This is a genomic window from Microbispora siamensis (assembly GCF_016863095.1).
GTDB lineage: Bacteria > Actinomycetota > Actinomycetes > Streptosporangiales > Streptosporangiaceae > Microbispora > Microbispora siamensis.
Window position 1 is genome coordinate 177,669 of the sequence record NZ_BOOF01000017.1, and the last position, 22,800, is coordinate 200,468.

Annotated in this window: 23 protein-coding genes; 13 read left to right on the forward strand and 10 right to left on the reverse strand. The window is 70.8% G+C overall.

Features of this window, described 5'->3' with window-relative positions; genetic code table 11:
• The first annotated feature begins 1 nt into the window (after nt 1).
• The 4 genes from Msi02_RS16930 to lipB all read left to right on the forward strand — a co-directional run bounded on the left by Msi02_RS16930 (nt 2) and on the right by lipB (nt 2,866).
• Nucleotides 2-1,060: a FecCD family ABC transporter permease gene (locus tag Msi02_RS16930; RefSeq protein WP_239108471.1), complete on the forward strand. Its 1,059-nt coding sequence runs from the start codon at nt 2-4 to the stop codon at nt 1,058-1,060.
• Entirely contained in the window at nt 1,057-1,854 is a 798-nt protein-coding gene (locus Msi02_RS16935; protein ID WP_079313783.1) for an ABC transporter ATP-binding protein, read from the forward strand. Before Msi02_RS16930 ends, Msi02_RS16935 begins: the two co-directional genes overlap by 4 nt.
• Nucleotides 1,855-1,959: 105 nt before the next feature.
• Nucleotides 1,960-2,175, forward strand: coding sequence for a PspC domain-containing protein (locus Msi02_RS16940; protein ID WP_079313782.1), 216 nt, complete (start codon nt 1,960-1,962; stop codon nt 2,173-2,175).
• A gap of 52 nt (nt 2,176-2,227) precedes the next feature.
• Nucleotides 2,228-2,866 carry a lipoyl(octanoyl) transferase LipB gene (lipB, locus tag Msi02_RS16945; protein WP_193205629.1) on the forward strand — a complete coding sequence of 213 codons (639 nt, stop codon included), beginning with the start codon at nt 2,228-2,230 and terminating at the stop codon, nt 2,864-2,866.
• A 13-nt stretch (nt 2,867-2,879) separates the two neighbouring features.
• Here lipB and Msi02_RS16950 read toward each other — a convergent pair whose 3' ends face one another.
• Nucleotides 2,880-4,439: an amino acid permease gene (locus Msi02_RS16950; protein ID WP_204049235.1), complete on the reverse strand. Its 1,560-nt coding sequence runs from the start codon at nt 4,437-4,439 to the stop codon at nt 2,880-2,882.
• A gap of 11 nt (nt 4,440-4,450) precedes the next feature.
• Nucleotides 4,451-5,368 carry a choline/ethanolamine kinase family protein gene (locus Msi02_RS16955; protein ID WP_204049236.1) on the reverse strand — a complete coding sequence of 306 codons (918 nt, stop codon included), beginning with the start codon at nt 5,366-5,368 and terminating at the stop codon, nt 4,451-4,453.
• A gap of 72 nt (nt 5,369-5,440) precedes the next feature.
• Between Msi02_RS16955 and Msi02_RS16960 the strand changes: the two genes are divergently transcribed.
• Nucleotides 5,441-7,936 (forward strand): GcvT family protein, encoded by a 2,496-nt coding sequence (locus tag Msi02_RS16960; RefSeq protein WP_204049237.1) that lies wholly within the window; start codon nt 5,441-5,443, stop codon nt 7,934-7,936.
• Here Msi02_RS16960 and Msi02_RS16965 read toward each other — a convergent pair.
• From Msi02_RS16965 to Msi02_RS16975, 3 genes are all read right to left on the reverse strand, one after another.
• Nucleotides 7,911-8,339 (reverse strand): fasciclin domain-containing protein, encoded by a 429-nt coding sequence (locus Msi02_RS16965; protein WP_204049238.1) that lies wholly within the window; start codon nt 8,337-8,339, stop codon nt 7,911-7,913. The genes Msi02_RS16960 and Msi02_RS16965 overlap by 26 nt on opposite strands.
• 766 nt (nt 8,340-9,105) lie before the next feature.
• Nucleotides 9,106-9,984: a sugar kinase gene (locus Msi02_RS16970; RefSeq protein ID WP_204049239.1), complete on the reverse strand. Its 879-nt coding sequence runs from the start codon at nt 9,982-9,984 to the stop codon at nt 9,106-9,108.
• A gap of 66 nt (nt 9,985-10,050) precedes the next feature.
• Nucleotides 10,051-10,596: a type 1 glutamine amidotransferase domain-containing protein gene (locus tag Msi02_RS16975; protein WP_204049240.1), complete on the reverse strand. Its 546-nt coding sequence runs from the start codon at nt 10,594-10,596 to the stop codon at nt 10,051-10,053.
• Nucleotides 10,597-10,687: 91 nt separating this feature from the next.
• Here Msi02_RS16975 and Msi02_RS16980 point away from each other — a divergent pair, with 91 nt between their 5' ends.
• Complete coding sequence (locus Msi02_RS16980) at nt 10,688-11,458, forward strand: DUF72 domain-containing protein (protein WP_204049241.1); 771 nt, start codon at nt 10,688-10,690, stop codon at nt 11,456-11,458.
• Nucleotides 11,459-11,492: 34 nt separating this feature from the next.
• Here Msi02_RS16980 and Msi02_RS16985 read toward each other — a convergent pair whose 3' ends face one another.
• Entirely contained in the window at nt 11,493-12,059 is a 567-nt protein-coding gene (locus Msi02_RS16985) for a hypothetical protein (RefSeq protein WP_204049242.1), read from the reverse strand.
• 233 nt (nt 12,060-12,292) lie between these two features.
• Between Msi02_RS16985 and glnII the strand changes: the two genes are divergently transcribed.
• The 6 genes from glnII to Msi02_RS17015 all read left to right on the forward strand — a co-directional run bounded on the left by glnII (nt 12,293) and on the right by Msi02_RS17015 (nt 18,191).
• Entirely contained in the window at nt 12,293-13,306 is a 1,014-nt protein-coding gene (gene glnII, locus Msi02_RS16990; RefSeq protein ID WP_204049243.1) for a glutamine synthetase, read from the forward strand.
• 102 nt (nt 13,307-13,408) lie between these two features.
• Nucleotides 13,409-14,464 (forward strand): glycerophosphodiester phosphodiesterase, encoded by a 1,056-nt coding sequence (locus Msi02_RS16995; RefSeq protein ID WP_239108460.1) that lies wholly within the window; start codon nt 13,409-13,411, stop codon nt 14,462-14,464.
• Nucleotides 14,465-14,807: 343 nt separating this feature from the next.
• Complete coding sequence (locus tag Msi02_RS17000) at nt 14,808-15,731, forward strand: metal ABC transporter substrate-binding protein (protein WP_079313770.1); 924 nt, start codon at nt 14,808-14,810, stop codon at nt 15,729-15,731.
• The gene (locus tag Msi02_RS17005) at nt 15,728-16,489 is read left to right on the forward strand and encodes a metal ABC transporter ATP-binding protein (protein ID WP_079313769.1); all 762 of its coding nucleotides are present in this window, start codon (nt 15,728-15,730) and stop codon (nt 16,487-16,489) included. Before Msi02_RS17000 ends, Msi02_RS17005 begins: the two co-directional genes overlap by 4 nt.
• On the forward strand, nt 16,486-17,367 hold the full coding sequence (locus Msi02_RS17010) for a metal ABC transporter permease (protein ID WP_204049245.1): 882 nt from the start codon (nt 16,486-16,488) through the stop codon (nt 17,365-17,367). Before Msi02_RS17005 ends, Msi02_RS17010 begins: the two co-directional genes overlap by 4 nt.
• Nucleotides 17,364-18,191, forward strand: coding sequence for a metal ABC transporter permease (locus Msi02_RS17015; protein ID WP_204049246.1), 828 nt, complete (start codon nt 17,364-17,366; stop codon nt 18,189-18,191). Before Msi02_RS17010 ends, Msi02_RS17015 begins: the two co-directional genes overlap by 4 nt.
• Before the next feature lie 3 nt (nt 18,192-18,194).
• Here Msi02_RS17015 and Msi02_RS17020 read toward each other — a convergent pair whose 3' ends face one another.
• The 3 genes from Msi02_RS17020 to Msi02_RS17030 all read right to left on the reverse strand — a co-directional run bounded on the left by Msi02_RS17020 (nt 18,195) and on the right by Msi02_RS17030 (nt 20,582).
• Nucleotides 18,195-19,376 (reverse strand): zinc-dependent alcohol dehydrogenase, encoded by a 1,182-nt coding sequence (locus Msi02_RS17020; RefSeq protein WP_204049247.1) that lies wholly within the window; start codon nt 19,374-19,376, stop codon nt 18,195-18,197.
• 38 nt (nt 19,377-19,414) lie between these two features.
• A complete protein-coding gene (locus Msi02_RS17025) occupies nt 19,415-19,690 on the reverse strand; it encodes an isoamylase early set domain-containing protein (protein ID WP_079313765.1) in 276 nt (91 codons plus the stop codon).
• A gap of 76 nt (nt 19,691-19,766) precedes the next feature.
• Nucleotides 19,767-20,582, reverse strand: coding sequence for an SAM-dependent methyltransferase (locus Msi02_RS17030; protein ID WP_204049248.1), 816 nt, complete (start codon nt 20,580-20,582; stop codon nt 19,767-19,769).
• Between the two features lie 172 nt (nt 20,583-20,754).
• Between Msi02_RS17030 and Msi02_RS17035 the strand changes: the two genes are divergently transcribed.
• On the forward strand, nt 20,755-21,744 hold the full coding sequence (locus tag Msi02_RS17035; RefSeq protein WP_204049249.1) for a zinc-binding dehydrogenase: 990 nt from the start codon (nt 20,755-20,757) through the stop codon (nt 21,742-21,744).
• Here Msi02_RS17035 and Msi02_RS17040 read toward each other — a convergent pair.
• Entirely contained in the window at nt 21,741-22,799 is a 1,059-nt protein-coding gene (locus tag Msi02_RS17040) for a sulfite oxidase (RefSeq protein WP_204049250.1), read from the reverse strand. The two genes, Msi02_RS17035 and Msi02_RS17040, sit on opposite strands and share 4 nt — an antisense overlap.
• Nucleotide 22,800 lies beyond the last annotated feature (1 nt).

Below are 22,800 nucleotides of genomic sequence, written 5' to 3' on the forward strand. Positions count from 1 at the left end.
GATGCCCAAAAGCCCCACGCGCCCCACCGGGTTTGCCGTCCTGCGCGCGGGGCGGGGCAGCTTCCTGCTGCACCGCAGGGCGACCCTCGTCGCCACCCTGCTCGGCGCGTCCCTCGCGGTGACCGCCGTCGTCTATCTGTGCGTCGGTGAATCCTTCGTCGGTCCCGGGGAGGTCGTCCGCGTGCTTGCCGGGCAGCCGAGCCCCGACGAGTTCGTGGTCGGCACCCTGCGGATGCCCCGCCTCGTGGTCGGTCTGCTCGCCGGCGCCGCCTTCGGCGTCGCCGGATCCTTCATCCAGACCGTGGCACGCAACCCGCTCGCCAGTCCGGACGTGATCGGTGTGACACATGGCGCCGGCGCGGCGACCGTCGCCGCGATGACCTTCGGCGTCGCCGCGCACAGCACCCTGCCGTACGTCTCGATCCTCGGCGGCCTGGCCGCCGCGGCCCTGGTCTACGTCTTCGCCTGGCGCAAGGGCCTGCACGCCGCCCGCTTCGTGCTCATCGGCATCGGCATCTCGGTGGCCCTCGGCTCCCTGACACAGCTGCTCCTCACCAAGGGCGACTACCTGGTGGCCCAGCAGGCCAAGGTCTGGCTCACCGGATCGCTCAACGGCCGCGGCTACGACCATGCCGCACCGCTCGCCTCGATCCTGCTCGTGCTGACGCCGGCGCTGTTCTGGGCGGCCCGGGCCCAGCGCACGGTGTCGTTCGACGACGACACGGCGACCGCTCTCGGCGTACGGCTCGGCCGGGTCCGCCTGTGCCTGACCGTCCTCGGCGTCGTCCTGGCATCGGTGGCGACGGCCGCGGCGGGCCCGGTCGACTTCGTCGCGCTGCTCGCCCCGCAGATCGCCCGCCGCCTCACCCGCACCGCGCAGATCCCCCTGGTCGGCTCCGCGTTGACCGGCGCCCTGATCGTCACCGTCGCGGATCTGCTGGCCCGCAAGCTGTTCTCCCCGATCGAGCTGCCGGTCGGCGTGTTCACCGCGGCGGTGGGCGCCCCGTATCTGATGTGGCTGATCGTCCGCACTCGCAGCCGTTCCGGAGGCACCGCATGACCGGGAACCGCCTGAGGGCCGAGGGGCTCGTGCTCACGTACGAGGACCGTACGGTCGTGGACGGCCTCGACCTGGAGATCCCGGACGGGCGGGTCACGGTCATCATCGGGCCCAACGCGTGTGGCAAGTCCACCCTCCTCCGCGCGTTGGGCCGGCTGCTCAAGCCGCGGCGTGGCTCGGTCCTGCTGGACGGCACCGAGCTGGCACGCATCCCCACCAGGCGAGTCGCCCAGGAGATCGGGCTGCTGCCGCAGACCCCCGTGCCGCCGGAGGGGATCACGGTCTCCGAACTGGTGACCCGCGGGCGGCAGCCACACCACAAGTGGTGGCAGCAGTGGACGGAGGCGGACGAGAAGGCCGTCGGCGAGGCGATGGACCGCACCGCGACCGGCGATCTCGCGGAGCGGCTGGTCGACGAGCTGTCCGGTGGCCAGCGGCAGCGGGCCTGGATCGCGATGGCCCTCGCCCAGGACACCGACCTCCTGCTGCTCGACGAGCCGACGACCTACCTCGACATCGCGCACCAGGTCGAGGTGCTCGACCTGGTCCGGCAACTCAACCGCGAGCGCGGCCGGACTGTCGTCGTCGTCCTGCACGACCTCAACCAGGCCGCCCGCTACGCCGACCACCTCATCGCCATGAAGGCGGGACGAATCGTCGCCCAGGGCGCACCGGGCGACATCATCACCGCGGATCTGGTCCACGAGGTCTTCGGACTCACGTCGGTCGTCGTGCCGGACCCGGTCACGGGCGGTCCACTGGTCGTACCGGGCGCCCCCTGGCAGCGCGGATAGGCCCCTGTCACCTCAGGGTCGGGGGATCGGGGTTTTCTCAGGGTTCCTCGTGGAACGTGACTCCCGACGCCGTCCGTTGAACCGGATGACGAAAGGAGCCGATCGATGTACCGATCGAGGCAGCACAAGATCATCGCTGGCGTCTGCGGGGGGATCGCGGACCGGTACGGCATGTCGCCGACGGTCGTGCGGGTGCTGTTCCTGCTGTCCTGCATCTTGCCGGGTCCGCAGTTCGTGGCCTACCTCATCATGTGGGTGCTGTTCCCCAAGGCCCCGGCCGCTTCCGCCCCGCACTACGACTACTCGTACGGGCGGAGGTAGGCGGCACGAGGCCGCGCGGGCCCGTTTATGCTCACATCAGGAGAGGTGAGCGATGATGCGGCAACGGCCCCTGACGCTGGTCCAGGACGACCTGGTCGACTACGAGAAGGCCATGGAGCGCATGGCCGCGCTGGTCGAGGAACGGCAGGACGACGCGCGGCCCGACACCTTGTGGCTGCTCAGTCATCCGCCGGTCTTCACGGTCGGCAAGCGGACGCTGGAGACCCACCTGCCCGACCCGTCGGCCGGCATCCCCGTGGTGCCGACCGGCCGCGGCGGCCAGCTCACCTATCACGGGCCCGGGCAGCTCGTCGGCTATCTCATCGTGAAGCTGCGCGACGGCGAGGGCGTGGTCGACTACATCCGCGAGGTCGAGCTGCGGCTGGTCGAGGCGCTGGGCACGCTCGGCGTCCCGGCCGAGCGCCGCGACACCCCGCCCGGGTCGGAGCTGCTCACCGGCGTGTGGACCCGGGACACCGGGCGGAAGATCGTCTCGATCGGCATGCGGTCGAGCCGGTCGGTCACCAGCCACGGCTTCGCGCTCAACGTGGACGGCGACCTCACGCCGTGGGACCTCGCCGTCCCCTGCGGCATGCCCGACGTGGAGATGACCTCGATCGCCCGCGAGCTCGGACGGGCCTCTATGGAGGAGACCCGCCGAGTCGTCGCGGAGGCGTTCGAGGCCTCCTGAGGGTTCTAGCGGGTCACGCGACGGGCTCGGGCTCGCCGACGTCGTCGCCCATATCGTCAACCGTACGGCGGGGCCCGGTGAACCAGTGCTTGGCGGACAGGTGCCACCACAGCGCGATGCCGATGAGTACGGCGCCCACGGCGATGGGGGCGTAGTTCACCGACGTCCAGGTGAAGTCCTCGGTGCCCGGGACGCCGGCGGGGGCGATGGGCAGGATGAAGTAGATCGAGATGATCGCGATCTCGATCACGGCGATCCAGGACAGCGCCTTGTACTTGCGGCCGAGGGTCCACGGCCCGGGCTGGAAGGAGTCCCCGGCGCGCAGGCGCAGCCAGATCGGGATGAGGAACGCGAGGTAGAGCCCGATCACCGCGATGGACACCACGGCGAGGAACGCCACCGGGGTCGTCGTGCCCTCGGGCGCGTAGAGCGCGGGCAGCGTGATCAGCAGCGCGACCCCGCAGCCGCCGATGATCGCGTTGACCGGCGTGCGGTTGCGGTCGACCTTCGACCACAGCCGCCAGCCCGGCACCGCGCCGTCGCGGGAGAACGCGTACGTCATCCGCGACATCGAGGTCACGCAGCTCATACCGCAGAAGAACTGCCCGATCGTGGAGATGCCGAAGACGACGGTGGCGAGGGTGGACGACAGCGACGAGGTGAAGATGGCTCCGACGAAGCCGCCCTCGGCGTCGACCGCGTCCACGTTCGTGGCCGCGAACAGGAACGACAGCAGCAGGATCCAGCCACCGATCGCGGAGTAGAAGATCGACTGCCACAGGCCCTTGGCCGCGGTGCGGGCCGCGCCGTGGGTCTCCTCCGACACGTGGGCGCAGGCGTCGAAGCCGGTGATCGTGTACTGCGTGAGCAGGAAGCCCAGCGGCAGCACGTACAGCCAGAACGCCGGGCCCGAGTCGCCCTCGCCGAAGCCGGAGTGGTTGAACGTCTCGAACAGGAAGCCCACGTTCTGGTGCTTCGACGGGCCGAAGATCAGGATCAGCACGACGGCCGCCGCGCCGAACACATGCCACCACACCGAGACGTTCTGCAGTAGTGAGATCAGGCGGTGGCTGAAGATGTTGATCAACGCGTGCAGCACCAGGACGATCGCGAACAGCAGGAACGTCTGGCGCAGCGCGTCGCCGTCGGCCCAGGAGTCGCTGAACCGGCCGATCGTGATGTTCAGGAACGTCGCGCAGCCGTAGTCGACCGACGCGGTCACCGCGATCAGGCCGATCAGGTTGAGCCAGCCGGTGAACCAGCCGTGGACCGGCCTGCCCAGCTTCGCGGCCCACCAGTAGATGCCGCCCGCCGTCGGGTACGCGGAGACCAGCTCCGCCATGCAGAACCCGATGATCAGAATGAACGCCGAGATCAGCGGCCAGCCGATGGAGATCGCAAGGGGTCCGCCGTTGTTCCACGCCTGACTGAAGGTGGTGAAGCACCCGGCCAGGATCGAGATGATGGAGAAGGAGATCGCGAAGTTGGAGAACCCGCTCCAGGTGCGGGCCAGTTCCTGCTTGTAGCCGAGTTCCGCTAGTCGTTTGGCGTCGTCGTCGAGGGCTTGCGCCACTGAGGCCTCCTCTAACTGGTGCGGAGTTTCCGGACGCCGTCGAGCAGGCGTCCGAAGCTGGGATCCCCGAGGTCGCGTACGGCTTGGGCGAACTTGTCGGCGGCCTCGGCGGAGTAGTCGAATCCGGGCAGGGCCCCGGAGCGGACCAGCCCCTGGTGGATGACGAACCAGAGGGTCCAGGCGAGGTTGGACATGATCAGATTCAGCCGCACCCGGGGGACGTGCTCGTCGTCGCCGAAATAGGCCCGCGTGAGCCGTACGACCTGGTCGGGGTCGAAATCGGACTCGGCGGCGATGTCCCCCAGCTCGAAACAGGGGTCGTTGTTGCCGGAGAGCTGGTAGTCGACGATCCGGACACCGTCGCCGGTGGCGATCAGGTTCTCGGCCAGCAGGTCGTTGTGGCAGGGGACCGTGGGAAGCGGCCGCCGGGCCAGCGCCGCCTCGATGTCGGCCACGACCGGCAGCACATCCTCGTATCCGGCGGGGAGGGCCAGGCCGCAGGCGCGGCACCGCGCCACGAACTCGCGGAGCTTGTCGAAGATCGAGAAATCGTTGCCGAAGCGGGGGCCGGTGTGCAGGCGGCGGCAGGCGTCCGCCACCTGCTCGATCCGGGCGGCCACGGCCGGGGCGTCGAGGGTGACTCCGTCGAGGTACTCCAGGAGGAGGACGCCCGGCAGCACGTGGACGACGCGGGGGCCGATCCCGGACGACGCCGCGGCGACCGTGTTGGCGATCTCTTGGTCGAGCGGGATGCCGAGACCGGTCTCGGCGATGCGCGGGTCGAGCACCCGCAGGAGCCAGCGGTCGCCGTCCTCGCTGTCGACCCTGGCGATGTGGTGGCTGAGCCCGCCCTTGATCGTCGTGAAGGTCAGGGGCCGCCCGGCCCAGGCCGTGACGAGATCCATTGCGTCTGCGACGGGATCTGGCATGCCCGGCTCCTTTTGGTCTACCTTCAGACCATTGATCCGATTGTCTGGGCCGGGTGTTACAGGACGGTACCGATGTCGCAACTTCCCGCAGACGCCCACGCCGTCGTCATCGGTGGCGGAGTGGCCGGATGCAGCGTCGCCTATCACCTCGCCCGGCTCGGCTGGACCGACGTGATCCTGGTCGAACGGCACGACCTCACCGAGGGCACGACCTGGCACTCCGCCGGCTTCGTCGGCCAGCTCAGGTCCACCGTGACGCAGACCCGGATGATCATGTACTCGGCCGGTCTCTACCCCGAGTTGCGCGAGCTGACCGGGCTCGATCCGGGCTGGCACGGCGTGGGCGGCCTGCGCCTGGCCACCACCTCCGAGCGCATGGAGGAACTGCTGCGCCAGGCCGGGGCGGCCGAGACGTACGGGCTCGATCTGGAGGTGCTCGACCCCCGGGGCACGCTCGACCGGCTGCCGCTGCTGGAGGTGGGCGACGTCCTCGGGTCGCTGTGGCTGCCCGGTGACGGCTGGCTCGACCCGGCCCGGCTCGGTCACGCGCTGGCCGAGGGCGCCCGCAGGCTCGGCGTACGGATCTTCACTGGCGTGGAGGTCACCGGCATCGACGTCCACGACGGCCGCGTGCGTGCCGTACGGCTGCGCGGTGAGGACGGTGAGCACGTCGTGCGCACGGAGACCGTAGTGAACGCGGCCGGGGCGGCGTCCGGGGTGGTCGGCCGCATGGCCGGGGCGGAGATCCCGATCGTGCCGATCAAGCACCAGTACGTGGTGACCCCGGAGTCCGGCGTCCCGGCGGACACGCCGACCGTGCGGGACCCGGACAACATCGTGTACTTCCGCGAGGAGGACGGCGGCATCCTCGTCGGCGGCTACATCAGGAGCCCGCAGATCTGGGACGCCAACCGGCCGTTGTCCGAGCCCCGGACCCTCTTCACGCCCGACATGCCGAAGTTCCGCGAGTCGTGGGACTCGGCGGTCCGGCGGGTGCCGTCACTGAAGCCGGTCGGGGACGGCGACGACCCGGCGGCGTTCCGCAAGGTCGTGCACGGGCCGGAAGCCTTCACGCCCGACGGGGAGTTCCTACTGGGGGAGACCGAGGTCGGCGGACTGTGGGTGGCGGCCGGCTTCTGCGTGCACGGCCTGGCCGCCGCCGGCGGTGTGGGCAAGGTCATGGCCGAGTGGATCGTCGAGGGCGCTCCCGAATACGACGTCTTCGGCATGGACGTGCGCCGTTTCGGTGTCCATGCCCGGTCGGCCCGCTGGGCCCGCGCCAGGGCCCTGGACTCCTACAGCAAGTACTACGACATCGTCTATCCCGGCGAGGAGCGCACCGCCGCCCGGCCGCTGCGCCGTTCGCCCGCCTGGGTGCGGCACGAGGCGCTGGGCGCGACCTTCGGCGAGAAGGCCGGTTGGGAGCGGGTCAACTGGTATCCGCCCACGTCGGACGCCGAGACTGTACGGCCGAGGGGCTGGGCGGGCCGGGTCTGGTCTCCGGCGATCCGCGAGGAGTGCCTGGCGACGCGGGACGCCGCCGGGCTGTTCGACCAGACGTCCTTCGCCAAGCTGGAAATATCCGGATCTGTCGCTGACCTGGAGCGGCTCGCGGGCAACGCCCTGGATCGGCCCGTGGGCGCAGAGGTTCACCCGCCGGTCTACCCGGTGGTCTACACGCAACTGCTCAACGAACGCGGCGGCATCGAGGCGGACGTGACCGTGACCCGGCTGGCGGAGGACCGGTTCCGCCTCGTCACCGGCACGGCGTTCGGAGTCCACGACGCCGCGCTGCTGCGCCGTCACGGGCTGTCGGTCGCCGACGTCACCTCCGCCTACGCGTGCTACTGCCTGTGGGGGCCTCGTGCGTACGAGATCCTGGCGTCGCTGACGGACGACGACCTGACCTTCGGCTACCTGCGGGCGGCCGAGATCAGCGTGGGGCACGTCCCGGTGCTCGCCCAGCGGGTCACGTTCGTGGGCGAGTTCGGCTGGGAGCTCTATTGCCCATCCGAGTACGGGCTGACGTTGTGGGACTCCCTCGTCGAGGCGGGCCTGCCGTACGGCATGCGACCGGCGGGCTACCGCGCGCTCGATTCGCTGCGGCTGGAGAAGGGCTACCGCGTCTGGGGCCTCGACATCACGCCCGAAACCACCCCGCTGGAGGCCGGGCTCGGCTTCGCCGTACGGGCAGAGCGCCGGGCCGCCCTGCCGCGTCCCCGTACGGCGCTGCGCTGCCTGGTGCTCGACGACGAGCGTGACGTCTGCCTGGGCGGCGAGCCCGTCCGGCTGGACGGTCGTCCGGTCTCCCGTGTCACCAGCGGCGGGTTCGGCCACCGCGTCGGCCGCTCAATCGCGTACGCCTACCTGCCGGTGGAGGTCGAGCCCGGCGGACGTGTCGAGGTAGGCGTCAACGGCCGTCGCGTGGGCGCCACCATCACCCGTGAGCCGCTCTACGACCCCGAGGGCACCCGAGTCAGGGCCGAGCCCTGGACGGCATCCGGTGCGGCCGGATCCGGCGTGTCCCGCGGCTCCGCATTCACTACGGGATCAGCACTTTGTCGATGAGATAAACGGTGGCGTTGGCCGTCTGGATCTCTCCGCAGAGCACCTTGGCGTCGTTGCCGACGATGAGGTCCTGACCGGACAGGCGAGTGGTGAGCTCGCGGCCCTCCTTGGTGGTGAGCTTGGCGTTGGTCAGGTCGTTTCGGGTCTTGCGCCCTTCGACCACGTGGTATGCCAGGACCTGGCGCTCCCAGTCCTTGTCGTCGGAGAACATCCGGTCCAGCTCGAACTTCGGCAGCTTCCCGAACGCTTCGTTCACCGGCACGAACACGGTGATGTCCTTGGTCGAATCGAGATACTGAGCCAGGTCGGCCTTCGAAAGGGCCGACGCCATCTTCGACAGGTCGGGAACGCCGGCGATCGCGGTGGCCACCGGCTGCCCGCTCATGGCCTCGGTGCCGGTCACGGCCGAGCAGCCGGAGCCGGACGGCACGGCCGGCGGCCCATCCTGGCGCTGCCGTTGTCCCGAATCGTCCGGCTGCCAACCCGGACAGTGAGGCGGCCGAACCGGACAGTGGGGCGACCGATACCGACCCTGGCACCGCGGCGGCTGAACCGCACAGGGAGACGGCGAGGGCGAGCCAGGCGACGTCGTGAGCGGGCTGTGGGGTGACGGCCGCGGACTGCCCGGTGACGGAAATGGGCTGTGGCGCGGCGGAAACGGGCTATGAGGTGGCGGAGCCGAACCATGCGGCGGCGGTAAAGGAGGCGCCTTTGTGTGCGGAGCCTGGGGTGCCTCAGGGTTGGCGGGCGGAGCCTCCGGGTTGGCAGGTGGCGAGGGGGGTGCGGGATTGGGGTTGACCGCGGACCACTGGGCCGCGCCGGCGAGTTGCGGCATGACGCCGAAGGCGACGCTGACCGCGCTGAAGGTGGACGCGAGAAGGGCCCTCTTCTTCATGGCTCTGCCTCCTGCACGACGGAGATCTGGTGCTTGCAGGCCGGGTCGGCCGTTCGCGAATCGAAATACGGCGGAGCCACAGGGCCTGTGTGGGCATATCCGGTCGCATCGGCTCGGCCTCGGTATGAGCCTGATGAGTTGGACGCCGGACGCCGTGGGTCACCCCACTCACATCCAAGTATCGCTACTGCCGAGTAGCTTCGGCTTCTCTAACTCTGAAGCCTGCGCAAACGACTCGCCTGACGCGTAGATCGTGGTGCCGGCGTGCCAATCGTCACGGGGGCAGTTCGCCGCGGGTGGGCAGGCCCTGCCAGGAGCTGTGGCTGGCGACCGCGAAGGCGGCCACGGAGATGCCGCGCTTGAGGCGGTCCGCAGGGTGCAGCCCGTCCAGGATCGCGCTGAGGTAGCCCGCGACGAACGCGCCGCCGACCTCGGAGGGATCGACCGCGGTCACGGGGGCGGCCTGGGTGTCGTAGCGCAGGCCCTCGACGGTGGCGCTTGCGCCCTTGGCGCCTCGGGTCACGACCAGTTCGGGCGTGGACGCGAGCACGGGCTCCACGAGCATGAGCTCGTCCTGGGTCGCGAAGAGCACGTCGGCCGAGGCGGCGAGTTCGGTGAGCCCCTGCCGGGCCTCCTCGGCGCTCTCCCAGAGGTTCGCGCGGTGGTTGACGTCCACGGAGACGAGCACGCCGGCGTCCCTGGCGAGCTTGACGGCGTGGTGGACGGCACTCCACGCGAGGCCGCTCAGCCCGAGGGTGACGCCGGTGACGTGCAGGATCCGCGCCGACTGGACGGCCTCACCGGGCACGTCGCCGGTCGACAGGTGCGACCCGGCCGAGCCCTCCCGGTAGTGGACGGCATGCGACGAACGGCCGATGCGCCGCTGGCGGAGGATCAGCCCGGTCGCCGCCGTCTCGTCCACCCGTACGTGGGAGACGTCCACACCCTCGCCGCGCAGCACGGTCAGCGTGCGCATGCCGAGTTCGTCGGCGCTGACCCGGCCCAGCCAACTCACCGTGTGGCCGAGCCGGGCCAGGCCGACCGCCGTCGTCAGCTCGGGCCCCTCCACGTCGAGGCGGATGGTCATGTCATGCCGGAGCCGGTCGCCGGAGACGACCCCCAATGCCTCTCCGAGCGTGAAAACCTCGGTCATGCCGTAAGTCCGCGGGATTGCACCGGGAAAGCATGACAGAGCCTGATCCGCCGGGAAAGCCCTCGCTCAGGCGCCGAACGCGTCCACGGCGGCCTGGCAGAAGGCCTTCAGGTCGTCCGGCTTCCGGCTGGTCACCAGCGTGTTCGGGCCGCCCGTACAGACCATGACCTCCTGGTCCACCCAGGTCGCCCCCGCATTGCGCAGGTCGGTCTGGAGGCTTGGCCACGAGGTCAGGGTGCGCCCGCGCACCACGTCGGCCTCCACGAGGGTCCACGGCGCGTGGCAGATCGCCGCGACCGGCTTGCCCGCGTCGAAGAACTCCTTGACGAACCGTACGGCCTCCGGCCGCATCCGCAGGAAATCGGGGTTGGCGACCCCGCCGGGGAGGACCAGCCCGTCGAAGTCGGCGGCGGAGACCTCTCCGGCCACGGCGTCCACGGGGAAGGTGTCGGCCTTGTCGAGGTGGTTGAACGCCTGGATCTCCCCGCGCTCCACCGAGACCAGCCTCGGCGTGCCGCCCGCCTGCTGGACGGCCCGCCACGGCTCGGTGAGCTCGACCTGCTCGACTCCTTCGGGGGCGACGAGGAATGCGATCGTCTTGCCCTGGATCATCGTGCTCCCCTTTCTTGGCGTTTTTGCTCGTTCTTGACGTCGCGTGCCCCGTTGACCGCGATCTATGCCGTCCGCTGGGTAGGGGAAGGACATGCCCGTGCTGGTGGGGACCTCTGGGTGGCAGTACGCCGACTGGCGCGACCTCGTCTACCGCGGCGTACCCCAGAGGCTGTGGCTGGAGAGCTATGGCGAGATCTTCGCCACGGTCGAGAACAACAACGCCTTCTACCGGCTGCCGAAACGGGAGACGTTTGAGTCGTGGCGGGACCGTACGCCGCCCGACTTCGTCATGGCGGTCAAGGCGAGCCGCTTCCTGACGCACATCAAGCGGCTGAAGGACCCGGAGGAGCCGGTCGAGCGGCTGATGGGCGTGGCCGAGGGGCTCGGCCAGAAGCTGGGCCCCATCCTGCTCCAACTGCCGCCGACCCTGCAGGTGGACGTCGAGCGGCTGCGGGGCTGCCTGGCCCGGTTCCCGCGTGCCGTACGGGTCGCCGTCGAGCCGCGGCACGCCTCGTGGTGGACCGACGAGATCCGCGCCCTGCTGACCGAGTTCGGGGCCGCGTTGTGCTGGGCGGACCGTCTCGGCCGGCCGGCCGGACCCCTGTGGCGTACGGCCGACTGGGTCTATCTGCGCTTCCACGAGGGAGGGGCCGAACCCTGGCCCAACTACGGCCGGCGTGCGCTGCGCAGTTGGGTGGACCGCCTGGGGGACGTGCCGGACGCCTACGTCTACTTCAACAACGACCCCGGCGGCGCCGCCGTACGCAACGCGATCACCTTCGCGGAGCTGGCGTGCGCGCAGGGGCGGGACGTCAGCAGGGCGCGGCTTCCCGAGCGGTCCCCCGAGCCCGTCCGGTCATGACCGGACGGGCGAGTGTCACCCCCGACATGACGGGTCAGGCGCGGCGCTCGTCGGCCGCGTGACGCCCGCCCGCCACCAGCTGGTCGGGGGACGACTGCTGGGCGGGCACGGAGAGGCGGTTGTGCGGCGCGGTGGGACGCTCGGTGCGCTCGGTGCGCTCGGTGCGGTCGGTGCGCTCGGCCCGGTCGTCGACGCCGTCGCGGTCCCGGTCGACCTTCGGATACTGCTTGGTGACGGGCTCGGCGGCTGCCGGGGTGGACGTCGCGGTCGGGGCCGTCGAGGTGGTCGAGGTCGTCTCCAGGCGGCGCTCCAGGTCGCGCTTCTCGGCCTCCAGGCGGGAGACGCGGTCCCGCTCCGCCAGGCGCGCCTCACGCAGGCGGCGGCGCTTGACGGCGGCACGGCGCATGCCGCCGGTGATGAGCAGCAGGCCGGCGACGAACACGGCGGCGGTCACGACGCCGGCGATGAACAGCTCGAACGGGCTGAGGTTGAACGTGCGGTCCAGGACCGTGATCGGCATGGTGTTCGCGGTGTCGTTGACCGACACCTCGATGACGGCAGCCGCGGCGATCAGGACCAGAAGCAGGCCCAATAAGACCATCTGCCTTCACTCCCAAACACTGGTTGCTGTGCGGTTGCGATTCGTGGACGCTCTCCGACTGCCCGCACAGGCGCGGATCATGTGCCTCAGCTCACACGAGGTCACCGGGAGGGCAAGGCAAAGAATCCGCGTTAACACCGTGTTCACAAACGGGCAAAAGCTACGAAATGCCAAAAGGGCAATCTCGAGCGTGGCGGACGAACGCCAGGCCGCCTCGTTCGAAAGGGATCGACGTGACCTACAAGGCCGAGTACATCTGGATCGACGGCACGGAGCCGACCGCGAAGCTCCGTTCCAAGACCAAGGTCCTTGCCGACGGCGCCGAGCCGCCGCTGTGGGGCTTCGACGGGTCCAGCACCAACCAGGCCACCGGTCACTCCTCCGATCTGGTGCTCAAGCCGGTGTTCACCTGCCCCGACCCGATCCGCGGCGGCGACAACGTGCTGGTCCTGTGCGAGGTCCTGCACACCGACATGACCCCGCACGCCAGCAACACCCGCTCCCCGCTCGCCGAGGTGGCCGAGCGGTTCGCCGACCAGGACCCGTGGTTCGGCATCGAGCAGGAGTACACCTTCTTCAAGGAGGGCCGCCCGCTCGGCTTCCCGCTGGGCGGTTTCCCCGCCCCCCAGGGTGGCTACTACTGCGGTGTCGGCGCCGACGAGGTGTTCGGCCGTGACATCGTCGAGCTGCACCTCGACCGCTGCCTGGCCGCCGGCCTCAAGATCTCCGGCATCAACGCCGAGGTCATGCCCGGCCAGTGGGAGTTCCAGGTGGGTCCGGGGGGTCCGCTGGAGGTCGGCGACCACATGTGGGTCGCCCGCTGGCTGCTCTACCGCACCGCCGAGGAGTTCGACGTCGCCGCCACGCTCGACCCCAAGCCGGTGAAGGGCGACTGGAACGGCGCGGGCGCGCACACCAACTTCTCCACCAAGGCCATGCGTGAGGGCTACGACCCGATCATCACCGCGTGCGAGGCCCTGGCCGACAACGCCATGGAGCACGTCAAGAACTACGGCCACGGCATCGAGGACCGCCTCACCGGCCACCACGAGACGGCCCCGTGGGACAAGTTCAGCTACGGCGTCTCCGACCGCGGCGCCTCGGTCCGCATCCCGTGGCAGGTCGAGGTGGACAAGAAGGGCTACATCGAGGACCGGCGCCCCAACGCCAACGTCGACCCCTACGTCGTCACCCGCCTGATGGTCGACACCTGCTGCACCGCTCTGGAGAAGGCCGGCCAGGTCTGATCGGCTCCACGAGGAACTGACACGGTTCCCCCATCTCCGTACGGCTCCCGCGTCCAGGCGCGGGAGCCGTACGCGTATGACGGTGGCGGTACGGTGGCCGCTGTGTCACACCAGCCGGAACCCGTCGTCATCGGCCACCGGGGCGCCAGCGCCCTGCGCCCCGAGCACACGCTGCCGTCGTACGAGACGGCGATCGCGCTCGGAGCCGACTACATCGAGCCCGACCTGGTCTCCACCAGGGACCACGTCCTGGTGGCCCGCCACGAGAACGAGATCTCGGGGACCACCGACGTGGCGAGCCACCCCGAGTTCGCCGACCGCCGCACCACCAAGACCATCGACGGCGTCGCGGTCACCGGCTGGTTCACCGAGGACTTCACGCTCGGCGAACTGCGCACGCTGCGGGCCGTCGAGCGCATCCCCGACCTGCGCCCGGGCAACACCGCCTTCGACGGACTGGCCCCGATCCCGACGTTCGACGAGGTCGTGGAGCTGGCCACGCGGCACGGCGTGGGCGTGTACCCGGAGACCAAGCACCCCACCTACTTCGCCTCCATCGGCCTGCCGCTGGAGGAGCCGCTGCTCGACGTGCTGGGCCGGCACGGCCGGCGCGACCGGGACGATCGGGTCTTCATCCAGTCGTTCGAAGCGGCCAACCTGCGCGAGCTGCGCGGGAAGACACGGCTGCCGCTGATCCAGCTCGTCAGCGGCTCCGGCACGCCGTACGACCGGATGGTCACGCCCGATGGGCTCGCGGAGGTCGCGACGTACGCGGACGGCATCGGCGTGGCGACTTCGCGGGTCGTCCCGACGGGACCCGACGGCCGCCTCCTTGCCCCCACGACGCTGGTGCGGGACGCCCACCGGGCCGGTCTCGACGTGCACGTGTGGACCGTCCGCGACGAGAACGCCCATCTCCCGGCCGACTTCCGGCGCGGCGACCCGGCCTCTCCGGCGTACGCGCGGGCGACCGGCGACGTGATGGGCTGGCTGGCGATGCTCTACGACCTCGGCGTGGACGGCGTGTTCGCCGACAACCCCGGCACGGCCCGGGCCGTGCTGTCCGCGACCGCCATGTCCGCGACCGCCATGGCCGCGCGGACGAAGGCGGCGACGGACCCGAGCGCGCGTCCTGCGGCCAGGCGACCGACAGCGTGACCGGATCGAGGCCGGCGACGGCGCGGTAGGCGATCTCAGGCCGGGGGTAGCGCCGTGCGATCGAGGCGGGGAGGAACCAGACGATACTGCCCAGCTCGACCAGCTTGAAGATCTGCGTCATGTCCATGACGCTCTGCTCGGACGCGGTCACGAGCTCGCGGCGTGCCGTCTGAACGTACTCGCAGTCGCCCTGGGTGACGGCCGGCGCTGCCGGTGGACTGGTGGCACGGCCGTACTAACGGCCGAAGTGTCCTAAGTTGACAATGATTTTCATTTGCGAGACATTTGGAAGGGATGTTTCCCCTGATGCACCGACTTTGATATGCCGACTTGAGGATTCGTCGTGCTCTCGCCGCTTGCCCGTACGTTGTCGTCCGCCGCCCTGCTCGTCCTGCTCGCCGCCGGGTGCGGCGGCGCGGACAAGCCCACTTCCTCTTCCGACCCGGCTCGGCCGCTGAAGGTGGTGGCGACCACCACACAGGTGGCCGACTTCGCCCGCAACGTCGGCGGCGACCGGGTCAGCGTCCACCAGTTGCTCAAGCCGAACGTCGATCCCCATGACTACGAGCCGTCCCCGGCCGACATGCAGGCCATCGCCGAGGCCGACGTGCTCGTCAAGAACGGGGTGGGCCTGGAGAAGTGGCTGGACGAGACGATCTCGGCCGCCGGTTTCGACGGGCCCGTGGTCGACGCCTCCCAGGGCGTACGGATCCGCAACGGCGATCCCCACATCTGGCACAACCCGCTGAACGTCAAGACGATGGTCGCCACGATCGAGAAGGGGTTCGCCGCCGCCGATCCGGACGACGCCGCGGCCTACCAGGCCAACCGGGCGGCGTACGACGCGAAGCTCGGCGCGCTCGACACCGAGATCGCGAAGAAGATCGAGTCCGTCCCCGCCGACCGGCGCAAGCTGGTGACCAACCACGACGCCTTCGGCTACTACCTCGACCGTTACAAGCTGACGTTCGTCGGCTCGATCATCCCGAGCTTCGACACCTCGGCCGAGTTGTCCGCCAAGCAGGTGTCCGACCTCGTCGCCAAGATCAAGGCGACCGGGGTGGCCGCGATCTTCTCGGAGGCGTCGCTGCCGCCCAAGACGGCCGAGGCGATCGGCCGCGAGGCCGGGGTGACGGTCGTGGCCGGCGAGGACGCGCTGTACGGCGACTCACTGGGCCCCGAGGGGTCGGCCGGTGCGACCTACCTGCAGATGGAGGAGCACAATACCGACACCATCGTCAACGCGTTGAGGGGGACCGCCGCATGAGTGAGCGCGCGCCGACCCTGGTGCTCGACCGGGCGAGCGTGGCCTACGGCGACGTCCCGGTCCTGGAGGAGTTGCACGGCGTCGTCCACGAGGGCGAGGCCGTGGCGCTGATCGGCCCGAACGGCGCCGGCAAGTCCACGTTCATCAAGGCGCTGCTCGGCCTGGTGCCGGTCGTACGCGGCCGGATCGAGGTGCTGGGCCGGCCCCCGGCGCAGGCCCGCCGCGACGTCGCCTACGTGCCCCAGGCCGACACGCTCGACCCCGACTTCCCGGTGTCGGTCGAGCAGGTGGTGATGATGGGCCGCTACCGGCGGATCGGCTGGCTGCGCCGCCCCTCCGCCGAGGACCGGGCCGAGGTGGCCGACGCCCTGGAGCGGGTCGGGCTGGCCGGGCGGGCGCGCGACCGGTTCGGCACGCTGTCGGGCGGGCAGCGCCAGCGGGTGCTGCTGGCCAGGGCCATCGCCGCCAAGCCTCGGATGCTGCTGCTCGACGAGCCGTTCAACGGCGTGGACGCGGTCAGCCAGCACGCGCTGCTGGAGGCGATCGGCTCGCTGAAGGCGAAGGGCGCCTCCGTCGTCGTCAGCACCCACGACCTCGCCATCGCGCACCTCGCCTGCGACGAGGTGTGCCTGCTCAACCGGCACCAGTTCGGCTTCGGCCCGACCGGCGACGTGCTGACGCCCGAGCGGCTGCGGGCGACGTACGGCGGGCACGCGCTCGAACTGCGCGGCGACCGCGTGATCGTGACCCAGACATGATTCTCTTCGAACCCTTCCACCTGCCGTTCATGGCCCGCGCGCTGGTCGAACTGGTCGTCCTCGGCGCGCTCGCGGGCACGGTCGGCGTGCTGGTGCTGCTGCGCCGGCTCGCCTTCGTCAGCGACACCCTGACGCACACCGTCTTCCCCGGCGTGGTCATCGGCCACCTCATGGCCGGGGACGGCGGCATCTTCTGGGGTGCGCTGGCCGCCGGGGTCGCCACGGCCGTCCTGCTCACGCTGCTCACGCAGCGCCGCCGGGTGAGCGAGGACGCCGCGCTCGCCATGCTGCTGACCACGCTGTTCGCGGTCGGCGTGGTGCTGGTGTCGCGGCAGACGGGCTTCACCTCCGACCTCACCGCGTTCCTGTTCGGGCGGGTGCTGACGGTCACCGAGGCGCAACTCGCGCAGACCGCCGTCGTGACGGTCGTGGTCGTGGCGTTGCTCGCGGTGCTGCGGCGGCCGCTGCTGCTGCGCGCCTTCGACCCCGAGGGCGCCCAGGCGGCCGGTGTGCGCGTGGGCCTGCTCGACCTCGTGCTGAACGTCGCGGTCGCGCTGGTCGTCGTGGCCGCCGTCAAGGCGGTCGGCACGATCCTCGTGATCGCGCTGCTCATCGTGCCGGCCGCGGCGGCGCGGAGCCTGTCGGACCGGCTCGCGGTCATCGTGCCGCTCGCCTGCCTCGTCGGCGCGGCCGCCGGGTGGCTCGGGCTCGTCGTGAGCTACGAGGCGTCGGTCGGGTACGGCGTCAGGCTCGCCTCCGGCGCGACCGTCGTGCTCGTCCTGGTGGCGATGTACGGCCTGGCCCACGCCGCCGGGTTCGTCCGCAGGAAGGCCGGCCTGAGCCGGGCCCGCCGCCGCTCGGTCCTGGAGGCGGCGTGAACTGGCTCGACTCCACCGTTCACCGGGCTCTCGTCGAGGCCGTCCTGGTCGGCGTGCTGGGAGGGGTGGTCGGGGTCTTCGTGATCGCGCGGCGGCTGCCGTTCTTCACGATGGCCCTCACCCACGCGACGTTCCCCGGCATCGTCATCGCGGCGCTGCTCGGGGTGAACCTCTATCTCGGCGGCGGGCTGTTCGGGCTGCTGGTGGTCGCCGCCGTCCTCGCGTTCGGCCGGGGCCGCGGGCAGGACTTCACCACGGCCACCGGCATCGCGTTGTCGGGCGGCTTCGCGCTCGGTGTGGTGCTGGTGTCGGCCCAGGACGGCTTCACCAAGGACCTGGCGGCCTACACGGTGGGGGACGTCCTCGCCGTCGGCACGGGCGACCTGGTGGCGACCACCGCCGTCGCCGCCGGCGTGCTGCTCCTGCTCGCCCTGATGGGCAAGGAACTGCTGCTCGCGGCGTTCGACCCGGTGGGGGCGGCGGCGCTCGGGCTGCCCACCGTGCTGCTGGACTTCGCGCTGCTCGCGGTCGTCGAGGTGACCGTCGTCGCCACCGTGCCCGCGCTGGGGACGATCCTCGCCGTGGCGCTGATCGTGGGCCCGGCCGCGACCGCCCGCCTGCTCACCGACAGGCTCGCGCCGCTGTTCCCGCTCGCCGCCGCGATCGGGGTCGCGTGCGCCCTCGCGGGCGTGTGGGTCTCCACGCTGTGGAACGTCGCGACCGGGGCCTCCATCGCCCTGTTCGTGGGCCTGGTGTTCGGTGCGGTCTTCCTCGGCACCGCCGTACGCGGCCGGGTCAGGCGGGCCGCGGCCGTCAGGGCTTGATCGTCAGGGCTTGAGCAGCACCTTGATCGCGCCGTCCTCCTTCTTCTGGAAGATCTCGTAGCCGTGCGGGGCCTGGTCGAGCGGCAGGCGGTGGGTCGCCAGGTCCTCGACCCCCAGGGGATCGCCGTCGCCGGTCAGGAGCGGCATGAGGTCGTCCACCCACCGCTTGACGTGGGCCTGGCCCATCCTGAGCGTGATGCCCTTGTCGAACATCTGCAGCATCGGCATGGGGTCGGTCATCCCGCCGTACACGCCGCTGATCGAGATCGTGCCGCCGCGGCGTACGGTCTCGATGGCGTCCTGCAGGGCGGCGAGCCGGTCGAGGCCGGCGCGGGTCATCATGGCGGCGGCGGCCTTGTCGGGCAGCATCCCGGTGACCGTTTGAGCGAGTTTGCCCACGGTGTAGCCGTGCGCCTCCATGCCGACGGCGTCGATGACCGAGTCGGTGCCCCGGCCCCCGGTCATCGACCGGATCGCCTCGGGCACGTCGTCGGTCTCGTTCCCGTCGATCACCTCGATGCCGTGCCGCCGGGCCATCTCCAGGCGTTCCGGGACGATGTCCACGCCGATCACGCGGTAGCCGCGGTGGCGCGCGATGCGGGCCGACATCTGCCCGATCGGTCCGAGGCCGAAGACGGTGACGCTGCCGCCGTCGGGCACCTCGGCCCATTCGACGGCCTGCCAGGAGGTGGGCAGCACGTCGGAGAGGTAGACGAACCTCTCGTCCGGCGGCCCGTCCGGCACCTTGATCGGCCCGAAGTGCGCCTGCGGGACGCGCAGGTATTGCGCCTGGCCGCCGGGCACCTCGCCGTACAGTTTCGTGTAGCCGAAGAGGGCGGCGCCGGTGTCGTACTCGCGGACCTGGGTGGTCTCGCACTGGGCGTACAACGCGCGGTCGCACATGAAGCAGTGGCCGCACGAGATGTTGAACGGGATCACCACGCGGTCGCCGGGGGAGATGTGGGTGACCTCCGCGCCGACCTCCTCCACGATGCCCATCGGCTCGTGGCCGAGGATGTCGCCCTCGCCGATGAACGGGCCGAGCACCTCGTACAGGTGCAGGTCGGAGCCGCAGATGGCGGTCGTGGTGACCCGGATGATCGCGTCGGTGGGTTCCTTGATGGCGGGGTCGGGGACCTCTTCCACCCGTACGTCGCGTTTGCCGTGCCAGGTAACTGCCTTCATGGTTTCCCCGTCTGCCCTGCTTCCAGCCGGAGAAACAGTCAGAGGTGCAGCACGCTGCCCTGGTCGTCCACCTGGTCGGCGCTGTCGTCGTCGAACCAGACGCCGCCCGTCGCGAGATAGCGGAACCGGTGCGCGCCGGGCGGGAGGATCACCGACACGGTGCGGGTGCCGTTCCTGCGCCGCAGCAGTTCGTGGCGGCCGGGCAGCCAGTCGTTGAAGTCGCCCACCACGCTGACCGTCCCCGAGGGCTCGTCAACGGGCAGGGTGAAGGTGACTCGGGTCTTCTGCCCGAACAACCTGGTGCGCTTGAGCATGCCGCATAGCCTGGCGTATCGCCCCTAAAGGAAGAAACAAGTACACGCAGGACGTAACACAATATTCACGGCCTTTTCAGGGCGCGTGTCCGACCCCGCAGAGGAACCACGTGGGCAGGTGACGGCGGGCCTGCCGGGCGAGCAGGTTCTCGTCGTCGGGCCGCCAGTCGTCGAGCGGGACGAGGCCCGGTTCGATGAGGTGGAAGCCGTCGAACAGCTCGCGGATCTGCTCGCGGCTCCGCAGCGTGACGCCGGTGCTGGCCTGCCGGTAGACGGCCGCCCCCTCGCGGGCGTCGCCGGCCCGTTCCTCGTCGGTGACATGGGACAGCACGAGGTGGCTTCCGGGGGCCACGGACTCCCTGAGGCGGGCCACGAGCTCGGCCGGCTTGTCGTCGGTGAGGAAGTGCACCACGGCCACGAGCAGGATGGCGACCGGCTCGGAAAGATCGATCAGTGACCGCAGCTCCGGATCGGCCAGGATCTCCTCGGGGCGCCGCAGGTCCCCCCGCACGGTGACGGTGGTGGCGGCGGTGCCCGACAGCAGGGCCCGGGAGTGCGCGAGCACCACCGGGTCGTTGTCCACGTACGCCACCCGGACACCGGGGTCCATCTCGTGCGCCACCTCGTGGACGCTGCCCTCGGTCGGCAGTCCGGTCCCGATGTCCACGAACTGCCGGATCCCGGCCTCGGCCACCAGATGGCGTACGGCCCGGCGCAGGAAGGCGCGGTTGCGGCGGGCCAGCGCGGGGGCCTCGGGCGCGACCTTCAGCACTTTCTCCGCGGCTTCCCGGTCGGCCGCGAAGTTGTCCTTTCCGCCGAGAAAGTAGTTGTACATGCGCGCGGGATTGGGGACGCGCGCATCGATACCAGGTGGCGGCGCGTCATCAGCCACGCAACATCTCCTCACTCACGGTAGTAAAGAGGACTTGGTGCGAGCATAAGGGCCGCCGAGGAAAAACCCAACGAAGAACGCCATAACTCTGTGACTCCATCTATCGGCCTACATACGACCTAGGACCATCGTCCGATGTGGGGGCGTGTCCCGGAGATCTATAACGGGACACATGTACGCCATACGACTGCACGCCTTTGGTCCCGCCGAGAATCTCGTCTACGAGGAGGTCGAGGATCCCGAGCCGGGGCCCGGCCAGGTCCGCGTGGCCGTACGGGCGGCGGGGGTGCACCTGGTCGACACCACGCTGCGGGCGGGGAAGTACGCCGGCGGTCCGATCCCAGTTCCCGATCTGCCCACGATCCCCGGCCGCGAGGTCGCCGGGGTCGTCGACGCCGTCGGTTCCGGGGTCGACCCGGGCCTGGTCGGCAGGCGGGTGGTGACCCACCTCGGCATGGCTCCCGGCGGCTACGCCGAACTGGCCGTACGGGACGTCTCGGCGATCCACGAGATCCCGGACGGCCTGGGGTACGGCGAGGCGGTGGCGATGATCGGCACCGGCCGGACCACCATGGGCATCCTCGACGTCGCGGAGATCCGGGCGGACGACGTCGTCGTGGTGACGGCGGCGGCGGGGGGCATCGGCAACCTGCTGGTGCAGGCGGCGGTGCGGGCCGGGGCCACGGTCGTCGGGCTCGCGGGCGGCGCGGCCAAGGTGAGCCGGGTGCTGGCGCTGGGCGCGCACCACGCCGTGGACTACGCCGTTCCCGGCTGGCCCGATGAGGTGCGGGCGCTCCTCGGCGACCGGGAGGTCACACTGGCGCTCGACGGCGTCGGCGGGGACCTCGGGCGCAAGACCCTGGAGTTGCTCGGCGTCGGCGGCAGGATCGTGCTGTTCGGCTGGGCGGACGCCGAGGGCGGCCCGACCGCGCTGACCACGGAGGACCTGTACGCGCGCGGCATCACTGCGGCGGTGGCGGTCGGCCCCCGGGTGCTGAAGCGGCCGGGTGGCCTGCGGGGCCTGGAGGAGCGGGCGCTGGCGGCCGCGGGGTCGGGGGCGCTGGTCCCGCTGGTGCAGAGCATCGCGCTCAAGGACGCCGCCGCCGCGCACGCCGCGCTGGAGACCCGTGCGACCACGGGCAAGGTGGTGCTCGTCCCCTAAGCGACCAGGATCGGGTGGGGGAGCACCGAGTTGTGGCAGTAGCCGAGGTCGTTCCAGGGGGTGGCCTCGGGCTGGGAGCGGCCGTGCTCGTCGGTGGCCCGCACCCGCAGGACGTGTGCGCCGGGGGCGGGGTCCCAGGGGAACCGCCAGCGGGTCCAGGCGCCCGCGAGGTCCGGCCCGTCGAGTGTGGCCGGCCGCCAGGGGCCGTCGTCGATCCGGTAGTCGACGGCGGCCACGCGGTCCTCCCCGGCGTACGCCCGGCCGCGGATCGTCTGCGGGCCGGGATGCAGCCGTGCGGGCCAGGGCAGCTCGACCAGGCTCGCGACCGGCGTGGAGGTGATCGGCACGGCCGGACGGCCGGGGGCGACGATCACGTAGTCCTCGGTGTTCCACGGCACGCGCAGCGGCCGGTCGGACACCTCGATCCGGCCCACCCACTTGATGCTCGCGGCGCCGAGCCAGCCGGAGACCACCACGCGGGCGGGGAAGCCGTGGTCGGGCGGCAGGATCTCGCCGTTCATGGCGAGCGCGAGCAGGGTGTCGGGGGCCAGGGCCTTGGCGAGGGGCATCGGGCGGCGTCCGCGCGCCTCGTCGAGCCCTTCCGGCATGACCTCGACGGCGGCGTCCGTCAGGCCCGCGGGTTCGAGCAGGTCGCGCAGCGGGATCCCGGTCCACTCGGCGGTGCCGATCGCGCCGCGGCCCCACTGCACCCCGCCGAAGCGGCGCCCGTGCTCGGCGCCGAAGAGGGCGCGCCGGTTGCCCGCGCACTCCAGCGTCCGGACGACGGACACGAGCGGGAACCGGCGCCACAGGTCGTCGTAGGTGTAGCGGACGGTGCGGCGCACGCCGCCGCCCTCGACGCGCAGCGTCCAGGTTCTCGCGTCGAGACGGGGAGTCGGGGCGTGGTTGCGGACGAAGAAACGGTCAAGGGGAGTGAGCAGGCCCGGCAGGCGGTCGGGCCGGGTGCCGTAGTCGAGGCCGGTGCCCGCGTCCTCCATGAGGGCGGCGATGACCGGCTTCACCACCGCCGTGCGGATGTCGCGTGTCGTACGCATC

What these genes read in the sequence shown, in the direction of transcription:
- Msi02_RS16930 (WP_239108471.1), top strand. Translation starts at nt 2, where the DNA reads ATGCCCAAAAGCCCCACGCGCCCCACCGGGTTTGCCGTCCTGCGCGCG.
- Msi02_RS16935 (WP_079313783.1), top strand. Translation starts at nt 1,057, where the DNA reads ATGACCGGGAACCGCCTGAGGGCCGAGGGGCTCGTGCTCACGTACGAG.
- Msi02_RS16940 (WP_079313782.1), top strand. Translation starts at nt 1,960, where the DNA reads ATGTACCGATCGAGGCAGCACAAGATCATCGCTGGCGTCTGCGGGGGG.
- lipB (WP_193205629.1), top strand. Translation starts at nt 2,228, where the DNA reads ATGATGCGGCAACGGCCCCTGACGCTGGTCCAGGACGACCTGGTCGAC.
- Msi02_RS16955 (WP_204049236.1), bottom strand. Translation starts at nt 5,368, where the DNA reads ATGCCAGATCCCGTCGCAGACGCAATGGATCTCGTCACGGCCTGGGCC.
- Msi02_RS16960 (WP_204049237.1), top strand. Translation starts at nt 5,441, where the DNA reads ATGTCGCAACTTCCCGCAGACGCCCACGCCGTCGTCATCGGTGGCGGA.
- Msi02_RS16970 (WP_204049239.1), bottom strand. Translation starts at nt 9,984, where the DNA reads ATGACCGAGGTTTTCACGCTCGGAGAGGCATTGGGGGTCGTCTCCGGC.
- Msi02_RS16975 (WP_204049240.1), bottom strand. Translation starts at nt 10,596, where the DNA reads ATGATCCAGGGCAAGACGATCGCATTCCTCGTCGCCCCCGAAGGAGTC.
- Msi02_RS16980 (WP_204049241.1), top strand. Translation starts at nt 10,688, where the DNA reads ATGCCCGTGCTGGTGGGGACCTCTGGGTGGCAGTACGCCGACTGGCGC.
- Msi02_RS16985 (WP_204049242.1), bottom strand. Translation starts at nt 12,059, where the DNA reads ATGGTCTTATTGGGCCTGCTTCTGGTCCTGATCGCCGCGGCTGCCGTC.
- Msi02_RS17005 (WP_079313769.1), top strand. Translation starts at nt 15,728, where the DNA reads ATGAGTGAGCGCGCGCCGACCCTGGTGCTCGACCGGGCGAGCGTGGCC.
- Msi02_RS17010 (WP_204049245.1), top strand. Translation starts at nt 16,486, where the DNA reads ATGATTCTCTTCGAACCCTTCCACCTGCCGTTCATGGCCCGCGCGCTG.
- Msi02_RS17020 (WP_204049247.1), bottom strand. Translation starts at nt 19,376, where the DNA reads ATGAAGGCAGTTACCTGGCACGGCAAACGCGACGTACGGGTGGAAGAG.
- Msi02_RS17025 (WP_079313765.1), bottom strand. Translation starts at nt 19,690, where the DNA reads ATGCTCAAGCGCACCAGGTTGTTCGGGCAGAAGACCCGAGTCACCTTC.
- Msi02_RS17035 (WP_204049249.1), top strand. Translation starts at nt 20,755, where the DNA reads ATGTACGCCATACGACTGCACGCCTTTGGTCCCGCCGAGAATCTCGTC.
- Msi02_RS17040 (WP_204049250.1), bottom strand. Translation starts at nt 22,799, where the DNA reads ATGCGTACGACACGCGACATCCGCACGGCGGTGGTGAAGCCGGTCATC.